This window comes from bacterium, from assembly GCA_023230585.1.
Classification (GTDB): domain Bacteria; phylum Ratteibacteria; class UBA8468; order B48-G9; family JAFGKM01; genus JALNXB01.
Genome location: JALNXB010000012.1, coordinates 1 through 21,824, shown reverse-complemented (window position 1 = coordinate 21,824; position 21,824 = coordinate 1). Strand labels below are relative to the sequence as shown.

Here is a 21,824-nt window from a genome sequence, read left to right as displayed (position 1 = left end):
TTATGGTAAAGAATATTAGGTTTGTTGTATTTATGATATTAGCATCAGTTATTCTTTTATGTGGTAACCTTGTAGCTCAAACAGCAAATATAGGTTATGTAGATATAAGACAGGTTTTTGCTGGCTACAAAAAAGCTCAAACAGCTGAAGCTAATTTTAAGCAAGAGATTGAAGCCGAGAAGAAAAAAATTGACCAATGTAAAGAAGATATTACTTGTATGCAAGCAGAATTTGAACAGAAAAAAGATATTCTTAAACCAACCGAGAAAGCAAAAAAAGAAGAAGAACTAAAAGGAAAAGTTAAAGAATATTTTTCTCTCGCGGAAACTACAAATAAACAACTCGACACAAAAAGACAAGAACTTGAAGAGAAACTCCTTGAAGAGATAAGAAAAGAGGTAAACAAATATGGTAGTGCGAAAGGTGTTTCTGTTATTCTTGATTCAAGAATGGTACTTTTTGGACAGCCAGGTATGGACTTAACAGAAGAAATCATTAAGGTTCTTAATGCGAAACAATAGTGGAAAAGTATATGAAAATGAAGGTCAAAGAGATTGCAAAAATACTTAAAGGTCAAGTTGTAGGAGACGAAGAAGTTTTTATTACAGGAGTTTCAGGTATAAAGGAAGCTAAAGAGGGAGACCTTACTTTTATAGCAAACAATAAATATAGGCCTCTGCTACAATCTACAAAAGCTTCTGCAATACTTGTTCCTACCGATACAAACAATTCAGTAGAAGCAGTCCTTATACAAGTGGAAAACCCTTCTATTGCTTTTGCCAATATGTTAAATATTATTGGTCCTGAACCTATCGTTTTTTCGCCAGGCATACACCCAACAGCCATTATAGGCAAAAATGTAACAATAGGGAAAGATGTCTCAATACAACCTTATGCTGTCATAGAGGACAACTCTACATTAGGAGATAACACTATAGTAGGTTCTTCTGTATATATAGGGCACTACACAAAAATAGGCAAGGATTCCATTATATATCCACACGTTATTATAAGAGAACGGGTAACAATTGGAGATAGGGTTATTATACATCCCGGCACAGTAATTGGAGGCGATGGTTTTGGATTCGCCACAGTAAAAGGGGTTCACCATAAAATCCCTCAAATAGGTACTGTTATAATAGGTAACGATGTAGAGATAGGTTCAAATGTTACCATTGATAGAGCAAGGTTTAATAAAACCTACATAGGTAACGGCGTCAAGATAGACAACCTTGCACAGATAGCCCATAATGTTAGCATAGGCGACAACACAATAGTTGTTGCTCAGGTAGGAGTAGCAGGGAGCACAACTGTTGGTAAAAACGTAATTATTGCAGGTCAGGCAGGTATTACAGGACATATAACAATTGGAGACAACTCTATAATAGGGGCTAAGGCAGGAGTTACAAAGAATATTCCGCCAAATACCCATGTCACAGGTTTTCCCGCAAGAGAAAAATGGGAAGATATGCGATTACAGGCATATTCACGAAAACAACCTGAGTTAATAGATAAACTAAAAAAGCTTGAAGAAAGACTAGAAAAAACAGAAAGGAGATTAAAGGAAATATATGGAGAAGATGACCCAGAAAACACTTGAAAACTCAGCAGAAATAGCAGGTATTGGACTCCACACAGGAGAAGCGAGCAGGTTGGTTTTTAAACCAGCCCCTGTTGATACTGGAATAATTTTTTTTAGAACAGATGTCCCTAACTCTGAACCAGTCAAAGCAGGGATAGACAACCTTCTTGACAACACTAAGTTCCCAAGAAGAACATCTATTGGTAACTCACAGTTTCAAATACATACTATTGAACACCTTCTTTCAGCACTTTATGCAATGGAGATAGACAACCTGTTTATAGAGATGGAAGGCAACGAATGCCCCGGCTTAGACGGTAGTTCAAAACCTTTTATAGATATCTTTAAGAAAGCTGGGATTAAAAACCTACATAAAGAAAAAGAGGTTTTATATTTAAAAGAACCTATCTACATATCAAGCAATGGCTCACATATAATTGCTTTGCCTAACGATTCCTTGAAGATTTCTTATACATTAGATTATCCTGAAACAATTCTCAAATCTCAGTACGCTTCATACAAAATAACACCAGAAATATACGAGAAAAATATTGCTTCCGCAAGAACTTTCTGCTTGAAAGATGAAGTTGAATCTTTAAGAAAAATGGGGCTTGGCAAAGGGTCAGACTACAGCAACACCCTTGTTATAGACGATGAAAAGAGTGTAATTGATAATGAGTTTAGGTTTTCCGATGAACCAGTTAGGCACAAAATAAACGACCTGTTAGGAGACCTTGCAGTATTAATTAACTACGTACGAGCTCATATTATTGGTATAAGAAGTGGGCACGCTCTTAATACAAAACTTATCAGAAAAATACAAGAACAGAACAGAACGGACAGGTTAGGGGGTGTTGGTTCGCCATCTCCAACAATTGCCAGAAGTAATGTTTTATCTATAGAAGAGATAGAAAAAATAATTCCTCACAGGTTCCCTTTTCTGTTGGTCGACAGAATAATCGATTTAACAGATAGTAAAGCTGTAGGTATAAAGAATGTTACAATGAACGAATGGTTTTTCGAAGGTCACTTCCCAAACAAACCTGTTATGCCGGGTGTATTGATAATAGAAGCAATGGCACAGGTTGGGGGAGTGCTTATGTTAAGCAAAGAAGAGAATAGAGGTAAACTTGCATACTTTATGAGCATTGATAATGCAAAATTTAGAAAAGCTGTAAGCCCTGGGGACCAGTTATTGCTTGAGGTTGAAGTTATTAAACTTAAAAGCAGAATCGGGCAACTACGAGGCAAAACCTATGTTAACGGAAAACTTGCCACCGAAGCTTCCTTTAAATGCACCATAATAGATGCTTGATAATATAACCCAAAACAACCACAAATGGCTAATATACATCCTACTGCTATCGTTTCAAGTAAAGCCAGTATTGGCGACGATGTAACAGTAGGTCCTTTTTCTATAATAGGCGATAATGTTACCCTACATAATGGATGCAAGATAGGTTCGTCAGTTACTATTCAAGGCTACACAGAGATAGGGGCTAACTGTAAAATATTTACTGGCGCTGTTATAGGAAGCCTTACCCAAGACTTAAAATATAAGGGCGGTAAAACTTTTATAAAGATAGGGGCTGAAAATACCATCCGAGAATATATCACCATAAATTCAGGGACTGCAGAAGGAGAAACAACCTACATCGGCAACAAGAACCTTTTAATGGCTTATGTTCATATAGCCCATAACTGCCACATAGGTAATAATGTTATTATTTCTAATGTTGGCACTCTTGCGGGGCACGTGATTGTGGAAGATTTTGCTGTAATTGGAGGTTTAGTAGGGATACACCAGTTTTGCCGAATAGGTAAACACGCCATCATAGGAGGTTGTTCCAAAGTTACAAAAGACATTATTCCCTATGTTATGGCAGACGGACACCCAGCCCTACCATTTGCAGTTAACAAGGTTGGGCTAAATAGGCGTGGTTTTTCATCAGAACAGATAAAGGTAGTAGAAACAATCTATAAACACCTGTTTCGTTCAGGGCACAATGTTTCAGAAGCCCTTAAACTGATAGAAGAGATGGAGCAGACCGAAGAAGTTTTATCTATTACCAACTTTATAAAGCAGGCAGAAAGAGGAATTGCAAGACCAAAAGACAAACAAAGGCAAGGTTAAAAACATAAAAGAAAAGCGTATGAGGTGTCTATTCACTCCCTTTTTTGGCTTCTCCTCTAAGGGGATGTTTGGGGTAGTTGCCCTTGTATGTCATTCCGGACTTGATCCGGAACCTCGTTTTTTACGTTGTGTCTACTGCCAACGTAGGTTATATTTGTCATCCTGAAACAAGTTCAGGATGACAAAGTGTTCTAAGGCTATAATAACCATAGACTTGCAAACCTCCGAGGTTTGCAAAAGAGGTTAATAGGATGAAAAGGCAGGATAAAAAAATAGGGTTATTTGTTAGTAACGATAACCTTTCTGAGTATGTACATAAAGCCATCAGCAAATATAACAATGTTTTCCCCTTTGCTTTTGAAGATACACCCTTAATAAATAGCAAGGTTTTTCAGTTTGGAGACATCTTCGGCATAATATCTACATTAAAACAAGAAAACATAGAACATCTCGCTGTAATAGGCAGAATATCACCCTCCAAACTTTTTGAAAACAATATACACCTATCAGGAAAACAATTTTTAGAAAAAGAGACCCTATGGAAAGGTGAAGAACTTATGGCTTCTGCCGTATCTGGCATTGAAAAGGAAGGTATTAAAATAATACCTCTCTCACAACTATTAAAAGAGTTAATAGCAGAAAACTCTGTATATACCAAAAATAGTCCAGAAAAAGAAGAAATTTTAGATATAAAAACTGGTATCTCATTACTACAAAACATATTACAATTCCGCACAGGTCAAGCAGTTGCAGTAAAAAGAGGGATGATTATAGCAGTAGAAGGCGTTGAAGGTACCGACTCTATGATCACAAGGGCAGGAACTTTTTGTAAAGGTTTTACAGTAGTCAAGATTGCTGGTAAAAATAAAGACGAACGGTTCGACCTTCCAGTTATAGGACCGGGCACAGTTAATGCTATAGCTACGGCAGGCGGTAAGATACTAGCAGTTGAAGCAGGAAAGACCATACTTTTTGAAAAAGAAGAAACAATAAACATTTGTGAAAAAGAGAAAATAACCCTGCTTGGAGTTGAAATATAATTTAAATTGGCACAGACTCCCCCTGTATGTCATTCCGGACTTGATCCGAAATCTCGCTTTTTCTTACTCCTGTTATATGGGTTAAGTGAGAGATCCTAAAACAATTTCAAAATAACAGACTGGGGCGGGGAAAAAACAACGAAAAGGGACAAAAAAATGCTTTTAATAAAAAAAGAGAAAGAAGATATTCTTTCATACCTTGAAGATTCATCAAATTTTAAAGACGGAAACGCAGAACGGGTATATATACCAGAAAACGAAACTGAATTAAAAGATGTTTTAACCGATTGTGCTAAACAAAATATACCAATAACCATATCAGGCGGCGGAACAGGCACTGTTGCTGGTAGAGTACCTAAAGAGGGATATATCGTTTCTCTTGAAAGGTTTAACCAAATTATAAACATTAACAAAGAAGATAAACGAGCAACATTACAATCAGGGGTTATTGTCAAAGATTTTCTTCAAGAACTCGACCCTCTCTCTATGTTTTATCCACCCTTCCCCACCGAACGGACCGCATTTATTGGTGGCAACGCCGCTACCAACGCTTCGGGAGAATATAGTTTTAGGTTTGGAGCCACAAGAAAATATATCCAAAAATTAAGAATGGTACTTACTACTGGCGACACCCTTGAAATCAAGAGAGGCGACATACAAGAAAAGAATGGAATAATTGATTATGGTTCATTTAAGGTATCTTTACCTTCTTACCGTACCCCGCCTATTAAATGTTCTGCAGGTTACTTCTCACAAGAAAATATGGACGGGTTAGACCTGTTTATAGGGTCAGAAGGAACCCTTGGTGTAATAACAGAAGTTGAAGTGTCCCTAATAGACTCTCTCCCACCAAGATTTATTATCATCATATTTTTCCCTGATGAAGATAAAATTCCAGAAATGATACGAAGGGTTAAAAGAGATTTTAAGGATATGTATAGCCTTGAATTTTTTGAAAGAGGTAGTTTAAAGTTTCTTAAAAAAGATTATCCTGAAATCCCCAACGACACCTGCGCTCTGTACATAGAAACCATATCAGGAATTGAAGAGATTGAAAAATGGGCAGAATTTGCAGAAGATTATAACTCTGTTGACACTTTAATGGGCGAAGATATAACCAACTATGAACGGCTAATAAAATTTAGACACAGGTTGCCAGAAAACATAAACGCTTACTTTAAAAAGTTGGGTATTGTTAAGGTTGCGATGGATATTTCTGTGCCAGAAAACAATTTTGAAGAAATGTTTCGGTTTTACAGGAAAATTATGACACAAGACCCTATGCAATCAATCCTTTTTGGGCATATAGGCGAAAACCATTTACACTTTAACCTTTTCCCCAAAGACGCTCAAGAAAAAGAACGTGCTGGGCAAATATATAAAAGTTGTGTGAATAAAGCACTCTCTCTTGGAGGCACAGTTGCCGCAGAACACGGGATAGGTAAAATTAAAAAGAAATGGCTCGGTGTTATGTACGGCGAGGAAGGTCTTAGAGAGATGGCAAAAATAAAAAAAGTTTTCGACCCATATTCAATACTTGGGTTGGACAATATAATACCAAAAGAGTTACTGGTCTGAACTACCCATTAAAACATAAAAACTATTATGGACAAACTACTTGAAAGAGTGAAACTTGAAACAGAAAATATAAGTGAAGAGGTAATCTCTTTACGAAGATTTTTTCATCAACACCCTGAACTCGGGTTTGAGGAACATATAACTTCCGAAAAAATCTCTACTTTCCTTGAACAAGAAAATATATCATACCAAAAAGTAGCCAAAACAGGTATCGTTGCCAGTATAGGTAAAGGTAACCTTACAATTGGGTTAAGAGCAGATATGGACGCTCTGCCTGTAGAAGAAAAAACAGGGCTACCCTTCTCTTCTGTCCATAAAGGTCTTATGCACGCATGCGGACACGACGGACATATGGCTGTTGTCCTTGGGGTTGCAAAGATCCTAAAAAGGTTAGAAGAACACCTAAATTTTACAATAAAATTTATTTTCCAGCCCAGCGAAGAAAGGTCCCCAAGCGGTGCTAATGTAATGGTTAAAGAAGGTGTATTAGACACAATAGATTATCTTCTGGGGTTCCATTTCTTCCCTATATTACCAATTTTTGGGATATGGATTGGCGAGGGACCAGTAATGGCAAACGCAGATTTTTTTTCTATAAACATTTCAGGGTTAGGGGGTCACGGCGCTTCACCGCACCTTGCCATAGACCCTATAGTATGTACAGCATCCCTTATATCTAACCTACAAACAATAGTAAGTAGAAATATCAGCCCGTTAAAACCTGCTGTCCTTTCAATATGTAGCGTATCAGGTGGAACAACCTATAATGTTATTCCACAAAAAGTTGAAATAAAAGGGACAGTTAGAACCCTTGACACTTCTGTTCAGAACAAAATCCGCAACCTTATTGAAACAAAAAGTAGAGATATATGTAGTAGTTTCGGATGTAAAGCAGAACTCAAATACAACAATCATACCCCATTATGTGTCAACGAGCCGACCTTTACGCAACAGATAAAGAACATTTCTAAAACCATACTAAAACCTGAAAACTTATTAGAATTCCACCCTATTATGGGTGGTGAAGATTTTGCCTACTTTTCAAAAGTGGTACCTTCCTGTTACTTGTTTGTAGGTATTGGAGATAAGTTTGGGGATAACCATAACAACAACTTTTCAATAGATGAAAGCGTATTACCGTACACTGTAAACTTCTTCTCTAACCTGCTAATACAACTTGGAGCCAATAAGAAAACAAATGGATAAAATACTTTTAACAGGGTGTTGCGGATTCATAGGTAGTAAAGTAACTGCAAACCTTCTACAAGAAGGGTATCAGGTGTTAGGGCTTGACGAAATGAACACTTCATACGATATTAGTCTAAAAGAGTATCGGCTCCAACAACTCCAAAGTAATAAAAATTTTTCGTTCATCAAACAGAATATTGCTGAACCAGAGACTGTCGAGATAGTAAAATCTTTCTCACCAACAATAATTTTCAATCTTGCAGCAAGAGCAGGTGTTAGAGTTAGTATAATAGACCCTTTTGTCTATTTTAGGTCTAACCTAATAGGAACAATCAACCTGTTACAAGCAACAAAAGATTATGGCGTAAAAAAGTTTATACTATCTTCAACCTCATCTGTATACGCAGGAGAAGCAATGCCTTTTTCTGAGGACCTACCTGTCAACAGACCTATATCCCCTTATGCTGCCTCAAAAAAATCCGCAGAGGTTACCTGCTACACGTACCATTATCTATACGGTATAGATGTTACAATTTTACGGTATTTCACAGTTTACGGACCTGCCGGTAGACCAGATATGAGTATATTTAAGTTTATAAAACTTATAGATGAAGGTAAAGAGATTATTGTCTTCGGTGACGGTACTCAAAGCAGAAATTTTACATATATTAACGATATTGCTGACGGCACAGTAAGAGCACTAAAATTGAACGGCTTTAATACTGTTAATTTGGGCGGTGATAAGACCAACACCTTAAACGAACTTATATCTTTGATAGAACATTATCTTAACAAAAAAGCAAGTATTTCGTACAGAAAATTTGAAAAGACAGATATATACGCTACCAAAGCAGATATAAGGAGAGCAAAACAATTGCTAAACTGGGAACCGAAAACCAGTTTAGATGAAGGCGTTAAAAATACTGTTGCGTGGTATAAAGAGAACTACTCTTGGACAAAAGATATACATCTTAAAGAATGAAAAACAAAGGCAAGGGTAAAAACGTAAAAGACCCCCTGCTTGTCATTCCGGACTTGATCCGGAATCTCGTTTTTACGTTATGCCTACTACATAGCGCAGGTTACATTTGTTATCCTAAAACAAGTTCAGGATAACAAAATAGACGAAAAACAAAAACGGTATCCACTAAGGAGTAAAAAATGAAAATACTTGTTACAGGCGGTTCTGGTTTTATAGGTAGCCATATTACAGACAAACTTATTGAAGCAGGACACACTGTTTCTGTTATAGATAACCTTTCAACTGGCAACATACTCAACCTAAACCCTAAAGCACATTTTTACCAGATGGATATCAGAGATGACAAGGTAAAAGATGTGTTTGAAAAAGAATCCCCACAGGTAGTCTATCATCTTGCTGCCCAAATAAACGTACGTAAATCAGAGGAAGACCCTTTCCTGGATACATCAATAAACATAAACGGTTCGATAAACATCATAAGAAATTTTATCAAGCTAAAAGGAGAAAAAAAACTTATATTTTCATCTACTGGTGGCGCTATTTATGGTGAAGCAGAGGAGTTACCCACCCCTGAAACAGCAGAAGAGTTACCTTTATCTCCTTACGGAATATCTAAATTAGCAGTTGAAAAATATCTTTTTTATTACTCTTCTTGCTACCAGCTTGATTTTGTAGCGTTAAGGTTTGGTAACGTTTATGGACCTCGCCAAAACTCAAAAGCCGAAGCTGGAGTGATAGCAATCTTTGCAGAGAAACTACTTAATAATGAGCAACCTATAATTTTTGGTGACGGAAAACAGACCAGAGATTTTGTATATATAGAAGACGTTGTTAACTCTGCTATAAAAAGTATAAACAAAAACCTTAACGGTATCTACAATATAGGTACCGGGATAGAGACTGATATAAACTATATTTTTGATTGTATAAAAAAAGATACCTGCTCCAATATCAATAAAACTTACGAAGGGGAGAAAAAAGCGGAAGTTAGAAGAAGTTCTCTTTCTGCAAAAAAATTCCAACAAAGTGCAGGGTGGGCTCCTTCCTACACCATTGAAGAAGGAATCAAAAATACTGTCAAATGGTTTAAATCAATAAGAACTTGATTCCCATTCAGGTCCGCTGGTAAAAACGTTATAATGTATTGCAGAAAGGTTAAGCACCTTCTGTTTATGGATATTATGGTGCCAAAAACATCTTACGATAGGAACCTTCCCGCCGAGTCCAGCACTTTGCATCTGCCAGATTTTTGCTTCTTTCCAGGTAACAATACCGTCATTATCAGAATCCGCAGCAATAATCTCTTCGGGGGTACGTGAAGAATGGAACCAACTACACCTATTATAGTTAAACTCATAAAAATAACTGCACGCATCAATCTCAGAGTTTCTGTAATTAAACCCTTTTATTGCTCCAAGATACGGCTCCTCAAAAGTAGTGTTCGGTATATTTGGTGGCGGTATATCGTTTGTTTCAGGGAAAGATTTGTGCCCGTGCCCTCTCTCTCCTGCATACATATCCGTTAGACAAGTATAAACTCCTTTTGAAGACATATACGAAGGATAAAGGGTAGAAAGCCAAGGCGGATAATCTTTATAGTCCTGAAAATATATCTCTATAGAGATACTAAATTGTTTAAGGTTACTTATACAGTTTGCTTGTCTACCTTTTTCTCTGGCAGTTGAAAGAGCAGGTAAAAGTTCTCCTGCCAACATAGATATTATGGCCATAACAACAAGTAGTTCTATTAGGGTAAACCCTATTGAATTAAAATGTGCCTGCTGAAGTTTGCAATTTGACATAGATTGGATTTTGCGGGTCAACCTTTTTAATAAAGCCATTTAATTCACCCCCTTAAACCTAAAATGTTATTGTCTACTCTTTCTGGTTTTACTTTTCTGAATTACCTCGTAAGACAAATTCTTTATTTCTTGGTTCTCATCATTATAATATAGGTTCAGCAACCTGCTTTCAATATCTTCTTGTATATCCACCTTATTAAACATATTAAGCGCTTCTTTCCTTATTTCCAAAACCTCGCTTGGTCTTTCAGCTATCTTCATAAGTTCATTTGTATAAGAAGAAATATCAGAAGACTCAATATAAGAGAGTATCTTCTTTTTTCCATCTAAACCTTCAGAAGAGAAAAGCCCGACCAAATACTTTACGTTCTCTTTATCAAGTTTCATAAGGGTTTCTATTGCAATAGCCTTTATATTTGCATCTTTGCTGTCAAGAAGAGATACAAGTTTATCTTTATCAAGAGAACCTAAACTCCAAGCGGCAACTCTCTTAACACCTAAATCTGGGTCCTCCATTAACATCTTTTCTATCTTAGGGAGAGCAGATTTAGAAGTGTCTTGACCCAACGAATATAGGGCTTCTTTCCTCTTTTCAACATCTTTACTTGAGAGTTGTTTTATATAAGTTCTTGTGCCTTCACTTTTACCTCTTTTTGTAAACCAGAAGGTAAACCTTAAAAGGGAAATAAGGATAATCGCTACAAACACCCATATAAAAATTACTTTATACTCTTCTGCTTTCTTTAAAAACTCTGCTATTTTTTCTCTAAACATTTTCTCTTCTCTATTAAATTTTTAATGACTAACTTAACCCTATTATACCCCTTTTTTTTTGTCAAGACAAGTAAAAAAAAGTCCCTCTCCCTCCGTCACATTTTGTTATCCTGAACTTGTTCAGGTTCTCTAATGTAACCCACGTTGGGAATAGGCACAACGTAAAAAACGAGATTCCGGAGCAAGTCCGGAATGACAATCTTTCCTTATTTGCCTCTCCTCTGGGGGAGAGGATGCAAGGTGAGGGGGTCTTTTATGTTTTTTGCTTGTTTTACGAGAAGCGTCTTAGTCCGAATGCTTTTGAGGGATTGCGACGTGGTAATCCTCGTCTTTATCCTATACACTATTGTATTTAACCTTGCCTTTGTCTTTTCCTTCGTTAAAAAAGTATGTGTCTATAAACGCCCCAGTTTGTTATCCTGAACTTGTTTCAGGATCTCTCACTTAATCCACTTTGGTAGTAAGTAAAGTGCAAAAACGAGAGTCCGGATCAAGCCCGGAATGACATACAAGGGGAAGTCTAATTTTTTATCATTACGTCTTTTGTTTTTTCTTAGCCTGCTAACTGCACCCCTCACCCTTAATCCCTCTCCCTCAAGGGTAGAGGGCAAAAGCAGGGGCATTTCTTTCCGCCTTCGGCGAGATTGCCACGCCAAAAAACGGCTCGCAAAGACGGAATGGGGGGCTGTTAACAAAAGGTTCAGCCCTTTTGTTCTTATACTCTGAGCCTGTTGAACCCTTCGGAGATGCTTTATATGCAGAAGGGTAAGTTCTCAGAGTGCCTGATTGTTGAGTAGAAGATGTATGCGCCGTAGTACCAGAGTGAGTAGACACCGCATACTTTTTTACACCGCAACTTTACAAGCCCTTGATAAATTTACATTTTCCTCTTGACAAAATTTGTAAGGGGTTATATTATAAAGATAAACAATACAAAGGAGGTGACAAACAATGAACAAAGCAGGTCTAATAGAAGCAGTAGCAAAGGTTGTCTCCACAAAAAAAGAAGCAGCAGCAGCAGTCGACGCAGTGCTGGATGCTATCAAAGGTTCTCTTAAAAAAGGCAACCCTGTGACTCTTGTTGGATTTGGAACTTTTTCTGTAGCAAAAAGAAAAGCAAGAAAGGGTAGAAACCCTCAAACCGGCGAAGAGATAAAAATCGCAGCAAAGAAAGTTCCGGTTTTCAAAGCAGGCAGCGACTTGAAGAAAGCCGTAAAGTAATTATCAGTACTTAGAAGCGGGCTTCTTGCAGGGGTCCGCTTCTACTAAAAGTTGTAAACAAAAAATATATTTGACAAAAATTTTCTTGTGAAATATAATATGTTTGAAATAAAAAAATAAAGACTTGACAAAAGAAAATAATCTGTTATAATGATAATTGTAAAAACATATAAAGGAGGTGAAAACAAATGAAAAGAACAAAACAAGGCTTCACCCTTATAGAGCTTTTGGTTGTTATAGCGATTATCGCCATCCTGGCGGCTATGTTGCTACCTGCGCTCGCAAGAGCAAGAGAGCAAGCAAGACGGTCGGTCTGTATATCAAACCTAAAGCAGCTCGGGTTAGCCATGAAAATGTACTCTCAGGACTATAGGGAATTCTTCCCTACAAACAGCACTGCCTCTGACGTCTCTGTACAGAGCACAGGTAGAAACTTAGCATTGTTGTATGATGCCTATATCTCTACAACTGACGCTTTTGTGTGCCCTTCTGACTTGAAGAAAAACGGCGGAGCTGGTGACTTAGCAGGTACTCTCTCTTATGCTTATGCAAGAGGTTTGAATGAATCCACAGATACAGAGACAGTCCTTCTGGTAGATAGAGCAGGAGAAAACTCTGCTAACGGTGACACAGCAGATGATAATACCGGTAAATGGAGTTTCAGCAAGTTGAATGCTGGAGACCAGGTAAGCGGAGAAGTTAACCATAAGAAAGACGGAGTTAACGCTCTATATGTGGGAGGTAACGTAGCATGGATACCTGCACCAAGAGCAGTTAAAGGTATTGCTTTCCCCAACGTAGACAACGCTCATACTCATGCAGGTGCGGTATTTAATCCGTAATAAGAAGTATTTGTTTTAATATTCAAAGAAGACCCTCCAAAACGGAGGGTCTTCTTTTTTTTATCCCCTCTGTTATCCATCACCACTCATTCCTTTATGTTTTTCTTTTTCCTATTGTTTGTTAAAACTCCTCCACCTACGTTAAACTACAAAAGACGGAATGGGGGGAGTAAAAAGCGAGATTCCAATTCAAGTCCGGAATGACATACAGGGCAAAGAAAATAAAAAAATGAAACCTTTACTATAAAAAAACATCAAAAGATATGTAAGGGTAAAAGTAGTTACCCTCCTCACAAAAAAATATAATAAAGGACAAAAATATGAATATACAAGAAAAATTTACAAATAAGGCGCAAGAGGCTATTATGGGCGCTCAGTCTATTGCTCAAGAGAAGAATAACCAGTCTGTTGATAACATACATCTACTATTTTCTCTTATTGAGAACGACGAAACAATAAACGATATTCTATCTATGATGAATGTTTTAGTTGATGAACTTAAAAAAGATGTTATCAACCAGATAGATAAACTTCCTCAGGTTACAGGTTCAGGTGCTGGAAATATATATATAACTCAAGGCTTAAACCAGACATTAAATAACGCACACAAAGAATCAAAATCTCAGGGTGACGATTTTATTAGTGTTGAGCACCTGCTTATATCTCTTTCTGAGGTTGAATCGACTGCCAAAACAATCCTTAAAAAATATGATATATTTAAAGCACGTTTATTAAAAATTGTTGAGCAGGTACGGCAAGGTGAAAAGGTTACTGATAAGGATGCTGAATCAAAGTTTAAGGTACTAGAAAAGTATACCAGAGATTTTACTGAACTTGCCAGACAAGGTAAACTTGACCCTGTTATAGGTAGAGATGAAGAGATTAGAAGGGTTGTGCAGGTTCTCTCCCGTCGGACAAAAAATAACCCTGTGCTTATAGGTGAAGCAGGTGTTGGTAAAACTGCTATTATAGAAGGGCTTGCCAGACGGATTATTTCGGGAGATGTGCCAGAAACCCTTAAAAACAAAAGGTTGCTTGCACTTGATTTGGGGGCACTTGTTGCGGGCGCAAAATATAGAGGAGAGTTTGAAGAGAGGTTAAAATCGTTACTTAAAGAGATAGAAAAAAGAGAAGGTGAGGTTGTGCTTTTTATTGATGAACTTCATACGCTTGTTGGTGCAGGGGCTTCTGAAGGGGCGATGGACGCTTCAAATATGTTAAAACCAGAACTTGCACGGGGCGCTTTAAGATGTATTGGGGCGACTACTCTTGATGAGTATAGAAAACATATAGAAAAAGATAGGGCGCTCGAAAGAAGGTTTCAGGTGGTATTTGTAAAAGAGCCTTCTGTGGAAGAGAGTATATCTATACTTAGAGGGTTGAAAGAGAGGTATGAAGTGCACCACGGGATAAAGATTACCGATAGCGCTCTTGTTTCTGCTGCTATACTTTCGCATAGGTATATCACAGGTAGGTTTCTTCCTGATAAAGCGATAGATTTGATAGATGAAGCAGCCAGCAGGTTAAGAATAGAGATTGATAGTATGCCTGCACCTTTAGATGAGATAGAAAGAAAAATACGTCAATTAGAGATAGAAAGGCAGGCGTTAAAAAAAGAGTCTAAACCAGAAATAAAAGAACGGCTCACAAAAATAGAGACAGAACTTGCATCTCTAAAAAAAGATCAGTCAAAACTAAATACTAAATGGCTTGCAGAAAAGAAGGTTGTTGAAAGAATAAGAAAAATTAAAGAAGATATTGAGGTTGCAGGTAGCGTAGTAGAGAAAGCTGAAAGAGAAGGCGACCTTGGCAAAGCGGCTGAATATAAGTACGGAAAACTTATTGAATTACAAAAACAACTTGATGATGAAAGCGTAAAACTAAAAAAATCTCAAGCTAAAGATGGCGGACTTTTGAAAGACGAAATAACAGAAGAAGATATTGCTGATATAGTTTCTAAATGGACAGGGATACCTGTATCAAGGATGCTTGAAGGAGAAATTGAAAAACTTATTAAAATGGAAGATAAGTTATCAGCAAAGGTTGTAGGTCAAGAGGAAGCTATCGTGGCTATATCTAACGCTATAAGAAGAAATAGAGCAGGGCTATCAGACCCTAACAGACCTATAGGTTCATTTATTTTTCTGGGTCCAACAGGTGTAGGTAAAACAGAACTTGCAAAGACTCTTGCTGTGTTGTTGTTTAACGATGAGAACGCTCTTGTTAGGATAGATATGAGCGAATATACAGAAAAACATTCTATATCTCGGCTTATAGGTGCGCCTCCCGGGTATGTTGGATATGAGGAGGGAGGACAATTAACAGAAAAGGTAAGGAGAAGACCTTATAGTATTATACTTATGGACGAGATAGAAAAAGCTCATTCAGAGGTGTTTAATGTGCTACTTCAACTTCTTGATGACGGCAGATTAACAGACGGGCAAGGTCGAACTGTTGATTTTAAGAATACTGTTGTGATAATGACCTCAAATGTTGGTAGCCAATATATATCTATGTTTAAGGAAGAAGAGACAGCAAAAGAGAAGGTTACTGATGTGTTAAAAAATACTTTCAGACCTGAGTTTTTAAATAGGATAGATGAAATAATTATCTTTAATAAACTCTCTAAAGAGAACCTTGTAAAAATTGTTGATATACAGATTAGTTACCTACAAAAACGGCTTGAAGATAAACATATCAGAATAAACTTCTCAGAGGAAGCAAAGGAGTATTTGGCTAACAAAGGTTACGATGAAGACTACGGTGCAAGACCTCTTAAACGGCTTATACAGAGAGAAGTAGAAAACCCGCTTGCGTTAAAGGTGCTTTCGGGAGAGGTTAAGGAAGATTCTGTTGTGGATATATCTAAAGAAGATGCTGAAGATAAATTATCTTTCCGGTCTGGCAGTTAAATAACACTTTGGTTACAAAAACGGAATGGGGGGTGAAAACGAGATTCCGGATCAAGTCCGGAATGACATATAAGGGGGAGTCTAATTTTTTATCATTACGTCTTTCGTTTTTGGTTAAGTTGCTTACTCCCCCCTCATCCTTGATCCTTCTCCCTCCAAGGGAGAAGGCAAAGAAGGAGTGAGTAGACACCACATACTTTTTTGTCCTCATCCCATTAACTTCTCTGCAACCCCTTGGGGACTTACTACTCCAAACATTCTAAGGGTAGAAGACAAAAAAGGGAAGGTGTTTTTGCTAAACAGCGCCATCCGTTGTAAAATAGTTATATAGACCAATAACCTTTTACGTATCACAGGGAGGCGTAATGAAAATCCTAAAGTTTGTTTGTGTGTTGTCTGCTATGTTTATGACAGGCGCTTATAGTCAGGAGAATATAAATAAAGATTGGCAAGAAAGAAAGGACTCCTTCAGTCGGGATAAAAGTATTGTTAGGCATTACACTTTTGAAGGAGTAAAGGATAGTTCAAGTGTAGTAAAAGATGTTTCTGGTAATGGTTTAGATTTAGTTTTTATGCCTTACATTAAAGATAAAGAAAAGATAGATGACTTACAGGTAATAGAAGGTCGATGGCCTGGCAAACCAGCTGTTAGGCTTGATATGGGTTGGTACCAAGGGGCGCCTGCAGATATAAACAATAACCAGTTTACTGTTGAGGTGTGGTTTAGAAGGAACGGTCCTGCTTCTTTAAAGCATACGTTTACGGGTAGCAAAGAGAGGGCTGATGGTGGTATTTTATCAACAGCCAATGGTATGACCAAGGGGTGGCGGTTGGTAACAGTATATAACCAGCGACAATCTCTTGAGTTTTTTATGGGTAACAGCGAATACGCAAAAGGGTCAAGGGCGCAATCTCTACTGTCTGTCCCTGACGGAGTATGGCACCATCTTGCAACTACCTGGGACGGGGAAGAAGTTAAACTATATTTAAACGGTATACCTGCAGGAACGTTGAAATATAAAGGACCTTACGCACCAGCAGGCAAAAACGATTTTTTCAAAATAGGGTATTTGAGAGCAGGTGTAGGTAGCGTTGTGTTGGATGTTGATGAGGTTATTATATATAACAGGGCTTTAAGTCCACAAGAGATTGAAAAACTTGGTAAAGGACAGACGTTAAATGTAGAAAAATTGTTTCAGACTGCAGACAATTTTATTAAAAAAGGTAACTATAAACTTGCAAGAGCAGAGTACGAAAAAATAAAAAATATATCCAGTATAGATTATGGTTTACCTCTTGCGTTATTTAATATAGCAGAAAGTTATCGTTTGGAGAAAGATTATGCCAACGCCCATAAAACCTATAAAGAAATTTCTGGCATACCTAACCTTCCTAATTACTATAAGATATACGGGCTTTTTAATGAAGCAGAAGTCTATACCGAACAGAAAAATTATGGTATGGCAAGACAACTTTATAGCCAAATATTAAAAACAGAAGGAACCCTTGGAGAACACCAATTTAAGGCACGTTTAAAAACTGGAGATACATATAGGGGTGAAAAAAAATATTCTGTCGCAAAAGGTATATATGAACAACTTTTAAGGGAAGAAGAAGTCTCTTCTCAGCCCCATAATGTTCACCGACTGGAACTTCGAAACCGATTGGAAGCAATAGATGGGCTTGCTGACGGAGCAAATGAAAGACCTAACGACGACCAGGTTATGTTAGCAAGGGTTACCTCTCCTAAAAAAAAAATATATGTATCGCCTAAAGGTAGAGATACTAACCCCGGGACAAAAGATAAACCTTTTGCAAGCATAAAAAGAGCTCAACAAGAGGTTAGAAAAATAAAAGTAGGTGATAAACCCCAAGGTGGGATAAAAGTATATTTAAGGGGTGGGAACTATTTTACTGATGAAGGATTTTTGTTTGAAAAGGAAGATTCAGGCGAAGAAGATTGGCCAGTTGTATATAGCGCTTATCCGGGCGAAGAGGTAAGACTGATAGGCGGTAAACAGGTAAAAAATTTTAAACTTCTTACAGATACCAATTTACTCAAAAAACTTCCAACTGAATCTAAAGGGAAAGTATGGGTTGCTGATTTAAAAACTGCCGGAGTAACAAAATATGGGGAATTTTTAAATAGAGGTGGGCATGACCCTCACGCAGTTGCAAGGAAAGGTGCTCTTGAGGTGATTTCTAATGGTAAAATAATGACCCTTGCACGTTGGCCTAATACGGGGTATGCAAGGATAGCAGGGCTACCAAACCCAAAAGGTGATGGAATTAGGAGAAGAGAACCTTACCAGGAGGGTAAGTTTTTATATTCAGAGGATAGACCTGAAAGATGGACAGACGAAAAAGAGATCTGGGTTACAGGGTTTCTTGCAAAAACTTATCCGTATCAGAGAATACATGTAAAGATACTCAAACTGGATACAGAAAAAAAGATGATAGAAACAGCGCCAGATATAAGGTGGGGGGAAAATTATGAACTTTATAACACGCCTTACCAGAAGAATGGACCTTACTTTGTTTATAACCTTTTCTCTGAGATAGATAGCCCAGGTGAATGGTATTTAGATAGAGATTCTAATATGTTATATTTCTGGCCACCAGAAGATATTAATAAAAGCGAAGTTATCGTCACCACAGCAGATAACCCTGTGGTAAGTTTTAAAAACGTTTCGTATTTTAATCTTGTTGGGGTTACGGTGGAAGGGTCCTGGACACACGGGATAGAGATCGAGAAAGGAACAAACAACCTTATCGCTGGTTGTGTTATAAGAAATACTGGGCAGTATGCTGTCAATATAAAAGGCGGATGGAACCATTCGGTATTCGGTTGTGATATGTACGATATGGGCGAAGGTGGCGCTATGTTTGATGGAGGTGACCAGAAAAAACTTATACCTGCTAGACATAAACTGATAAATAACCATATACACCGTTTTAACAGGTTTTGTGGCGGGTATAGACCAGCATCACACCCGCTGGGTATTGGGCATATAATTTCTCATAACCTTATACACGATACACCTATGCAAGCGGTATTTATTTCAGCGGGAACATCCAGTTCTAACGAACATATAATAGAATTTAACGAATTCCACGACGCTCCCTACGAAGCAAGAGAGTTTGGGAATATATATATTAATGGGCTTCAATGGAGGTTTATGAATAGAGGTAACGTTATACGGAACAATTTTTTCCACCATATAAGTTACCATTCGTCTCCAAACACATCTCAAGGGCTTAACGCTATACATATAGACTCTATCAATGGCGGTTTTACTGTAATTGATAATGTTTTCTATAAAGTACCTTCAGGTATATCTAATTCCCAACCTGATAGCAGGCTTGAAAACAATCTTTTTATTGAGCCAGTAAGAGCTATTTCTCAAGGTAATAGGGTAGAAATTTATAACGATTTAAAGGCTGGTAAACCAAAGTTAGGTATCACACAAACCTTAGCAAAGTTGCTTAACAGAGTTAACTATAAACAACCTCCTTGGAACTATAGATACCCACAATTAACAAACGTTCTCTCTGGGGACGAGTTGATAGGGTACCCTAAAGGGAATGTAATTGAACGAAACATAAATACTGGTGGACCTTTTATAAGCGTTGCCACAGGAATACGTAAAGATAATCTTATACAGAACAACTGGGAAGAGGGCGACCCTATATTTTTTGATAAAGAGAATATGGATTTTAGGTTAAGGGTTGGTTCCCCTGCTTATGGTTCAACTGGTTCTCATCCAATACCTTTTGAAGAGGTAGGAGTATATAAACATACATTGAGAGCAAGTTGGCCTGTTGATAGAACAAAAGAAGATATAGGTAAATATTATAATCCTGATTTTAGTAAGATAGGCGAGGTTGCAAAAACTCTTGTTTCTCAAAAGAGGGTAAGTAAAGTTTTAAATTATACTGTCCAAAAGAGGGTTGCTCCTATAGAAATAGATGGAAAACTTAACCCTAAAGAATGGTTGGGGTTGGATAAGAGTAAAGCGATGGTTATTGAGCAGTATTATACTGGTGAAGAGAAAAAAGGCCCTAAGAGTTACGCCTGGATGTTGTATGACGATAAATACCTGTACATAGCAACTACGCACGATGCCGACCCATATAAAGAGGGTATGCCTATTACTTCAAAAAAACATATCCCGTTTTTTGAGGTAGATATAGAAAGCCAGCACGGACAACATAGTTCTGACTGGTGGATAGACGATATGCCAACTGGACCTGTCTATATATTCTGGGGCGACTTTGAAGGTAAAGCACAGTATAAAAACAGTTTTGGTATGTCTTACAAAAGAAGAGAAGAGATAGAGAAGAGTGTTGTTTATAAATCCGCAGTTCTTAATCAAGAAACTCAGGAATGGGTAGCAGAAATGAGGATTCCTTTTTCCAGTATAGGGCTTGTGCCTGCAGATGTAAAACAACTTGCGTTCAATATTGGGGTATATAGAAGAGATGAAAAGTGGTTTACCTGGGTGGCTACTGGCACTAACCTGTGGAGAGTTGAAAACGCTGGACTTATAAGGTTTGAGAAATAAAAAAGCAATTACATTCTCTTTATCCTTTTTAGTCGTTTTGGGGGCTTTTGCTAAGGGTTTGCGCCAAAATATTTGACAAAATCAAAAAAATGGTGTTAGAATAAACACGGCGAAACAAAGAGCAACCAGGAACCTAAAATGCCCGAGTAAAAACGTTAAAATGGGCGAAGGAGGAGATGTGAAAAAAATATTTGTTGGTATGATAGTCGCAATTATGTTTTCTGGAATTACGTTTGCAGGTATAGAAGAAGCCAAAGAGTTTGTTAAAGCAAAAAAGTATGTTGAAGCGGAAGCAGAATATAGAAAAGTTTTGCCTGAATTAAAAGGCGAAGAAGCAGCAGATGTTCAGTTTCAAATTGCCGATATACTCCAAACTCAAAAGAAGTATGAAGAAGCCATTGAAGAATACAAAAAAGTAGAAACAATTGAAGGAGCATCTCAAGAAATTATCTCTTATGCTCTTTATAGAGCAGGTAGATCTTATACCGCCCTTAAAAAGTATGCTGAAGCAGAAGCAGAATACAAAAAAGCTTTACCTGGACTTACCTCAACAAGAGCAATAAATACTCAGGGCTATATAGGAAATATGTTAAGATATCAAAAAAAGTATGAGGAAGCAATTGAAGAGTACAACAAAGTTCTAAAAATGGATAGGGTTGCTCCAAATGTAGTTGCAACTACTACCAATGGTATAGGTGCTTCTTTACAGGCGATGAAACAGTACGACAAAGCTATTGAAGAGTACAACAAAGTTGAAGAAATGAAGAAAGTTGCCCCTTTTAATCTTTATACAGCGGCCTATAGTAAGGGCACCTGCTTACAAGGTTTAAAGAAGTATGAGGAAGCGATTGTTGAATTGAGAAAAATTGAAGAGATGGAAAAAATTACTCCATCTCAAAAATCTAATGCTCTCTTTAGTATAGCTCAATGCTACGAAAAGCTTGACAAGAACGAAGAAGCAATAGCAGAATATACGAAGATAGAAAATATGAAAGGTATCTCCAAAAGACGAATTGGTCTTGCAAAAAGCAAAATAGAAAAACTCTCTCAATCCAAATAAGGGTTTTAGAGATAAAAAAGTATGTGGTGTCTATTCACTCTGGTACTACGGCGCATACACCTTCTACACAACAATCGGGCACTCTGAGAACTTACCCTTCTGCATATAAAGCATCTCCGAAGGGTTCAACAGGCTCAGAGTAGA

15 protein-coding genes and 1 pseudogene are annotated in these 21,824 nt (G+C 37.5%); 14 read left to right on the top strand and 2 right to left on the bottom strand.

The genetic code is table 11. The features are described 5' to 3' along the window. The first annotated feature begins 2 nt into the window (after nt 1–2). The 9 genes from M0P98_03900 (at nt 3) to M0P98_03860 (ending at nt 9,610) form a co-directional block, all read left to right on the top strand. On the top strand, nt 3–521 hold the full coding sequence (locus M0P98_03900; GenBank protein ID MCK9266011.1) for an OmpH family outer membrane protein: 519 nt from the start codon (nt 3–5) through the stop codon (nt 519–521). A gap of 11 nt (nt 522–532) precedes the next feature. Continuing rightward, on the top strand, nt 533–1,600 hold the full coding sequence (lpxD, locus tag M0P98_03895) for a UDP-3-O-(3-hydroxymyristoyl)glucosamine N-acyltransferase (protein ID MCK9266010.1): 1,068 nt from the start codon (nt 533–535) through the stop codon (nt 1,598–1,600). After that, entirely contained in the window at nt 1,572–2,897 is a 1,326-nt protein-coding gene (locus M0P98_03890) for a bifunctional UDP-3-O-[3-hydroxymyristoyl] N-acetylglucosamine deacetylase/3-hydroxyacyl-ACP dehydratase (protein MCK9266009.1), read from the top strand. The genes lpxD and M0P98_03890 overlap by 29 nt, the downstream gene beginning before the upstream one ends. Nucleotides 2,898–2,921: 24 nt before the next feature. Continuing rightward, a complete protein-coding gene (gene lpxA / locus M0P98_03885) occupies nt 2,922–3,716 on the top strand; it encodes an acyl-ACP--UDP-N-acetylglucosamine O-acyltransferase (protein MCK9266008.1) in 795 nt (264 codons plus the stop codon). 251 nt (nt 3,717–3,967) lie between these two features. Continuing rightward, nucleotides 3,968–4,756: a UDP-2,3-diacylglucosamine diphosphatase LpxI gene (lpxI, locus tag M0P98_03880; protein ID MCK9266007.1), complete on the top strand. Its 789-nt coding sequence runs from the start codon at nt 3,968–3,970 to the stop codon at nt 4,754–4,756. A 156-nt stretch (nt 4,757–4,912) separates the two neighbouring features. Beyond that, nucleotides 4,913–6,334: an FAD-binding oxidoreductase gene (locus M0P98_03875; GenBank protein ID MCK9266006.1), complete on the top strand. Its 1,422-nt coding sequence runs from the start codon at nt 4,913–4,915 to the stop codon at nt 6,332–6,334. Nucleotides 6,335–6,361: 27 nt separating this feature from the next. Next, entirely contained in the window at nt 6,362–7,540 is a 1,179-nt protein-coding gene (locus tag M0P98_03870; GenBank protein ID MCK9266005.1) for an amidohydrolase, read from the top strand. Beyond that, a complete protein-coding gene (locus M0P98_03865; GenBank protein ID MCK9266004.1) occupies nt 7,533–8,504 on the top strand; it encodes a GDP-mannose 4,6-dehydratase in 972 nt (323 codons plus the stop codon). Before M0P98_03870 ends, M0P98_03865 begins: the two co-directional genes overlap by 8 nt. A gap of 179 nt (nt 8,505–8,683) precedes the next feature. Continuing rightward, the gene (locus M0P98_03860) at nt 8,684–9,610 is read left to right on the top strand and encodes an NAD-dependent epimerase/dehydratase family protein (GenBank protein MCK9266003.1); all 927 of its coding nucleotides are present in this window, start codon (nt 8,684–8,686) and stop codon (nt 9,608–9,610) included. Here the strand turns inward: M0P98_03860 and M0P98_03855 are convergent. Further along, entirely contained in the window at nt 9,596–10,345 is a 750-nt protein-coding gene (locus M0P98_03855) for a prepilin-type N-terminal cleavage/methylation domain-containing protein (GenBank protein ID MCK9266002.1), read from the bottom strand. The genes M0P98_03860 and M0P98_03855 overlap by 15 nt on opposite strands. Before the next feature lie 27 nt (nt 10,346–10,372). After that, the gene (locus M0P98_03850; GenBank protein ID MCK9266001.1) at nt 10,373–11,080 is read right to left on the bottom strand and encodes a HEAT repeat domain-containing protein; all 708 of its coding nucleotides are present in this window, start codon (nt 11,078–11,080) and stop codon (nt 10,373–10,375) included. 951 nt (nt 11,081–12,031) lie between these two features. Between M0P98_03850 and M0P98_03845 the strand changes: the two genes are divergently transcribed. From M0P98_03845 to M0P98_03825, 5 genes and pseudogenes are all read left to right on the top strand, one after another. Further along, nucleotides 12,032–12,301, top strand: a complete 270-nt coding sequence (locus tag M0P98_03845) for an HU family DNA-binding protein (protein ID MCK9266000.1) — start codon at nt 12,032–12,034, stop codon at nt 12,299–12,301. Between the two features lie 188 nt (nt 12,302–12,489). Then, nucleotides 12,490–12,669 (top strand): annotated as a pseudogene (locus tag M0P98_03840) (DUF1559 domain-containing protein). A gap of 794 nt (nt 12,670–13,463) precedes the next feature. Then, nucleotides 13,464–16,055: an ATP-dependent chaperone ClpB gene (gene clpB, locus M0P98_03835; protein MCK9265999.1), complete on the top strand. Its 2,592-nt coding sequence runs from the start codon at nt 13,464–13,466 to the stop codon at nt 16,053–16,055. A gap of 365 nt (nt 16,056–16,420) precedes the next feature. After that, nucleotides 16,421–20,620, top strand: a complete 4,200-nt coding sequence (locus tag M0P98_03830) for a hypothetical protein (protein ID MCK9265998.1) — start codon at nt 16,421–16,423, stop codon at nt 20,618–20,620. Between the two features lie 178 nt (nt 20,621–20,798). After that, entirely contained in the window at nt 20,799–21,680 is an 882-nt protein-coding gene (locus M0P98_03825; protein MCK9265997.1) for a tetratricopeptide repeat protein, read from the top strand. Nucleotides 21,681–21,824 lie beyond the last annotated feature (144 nt).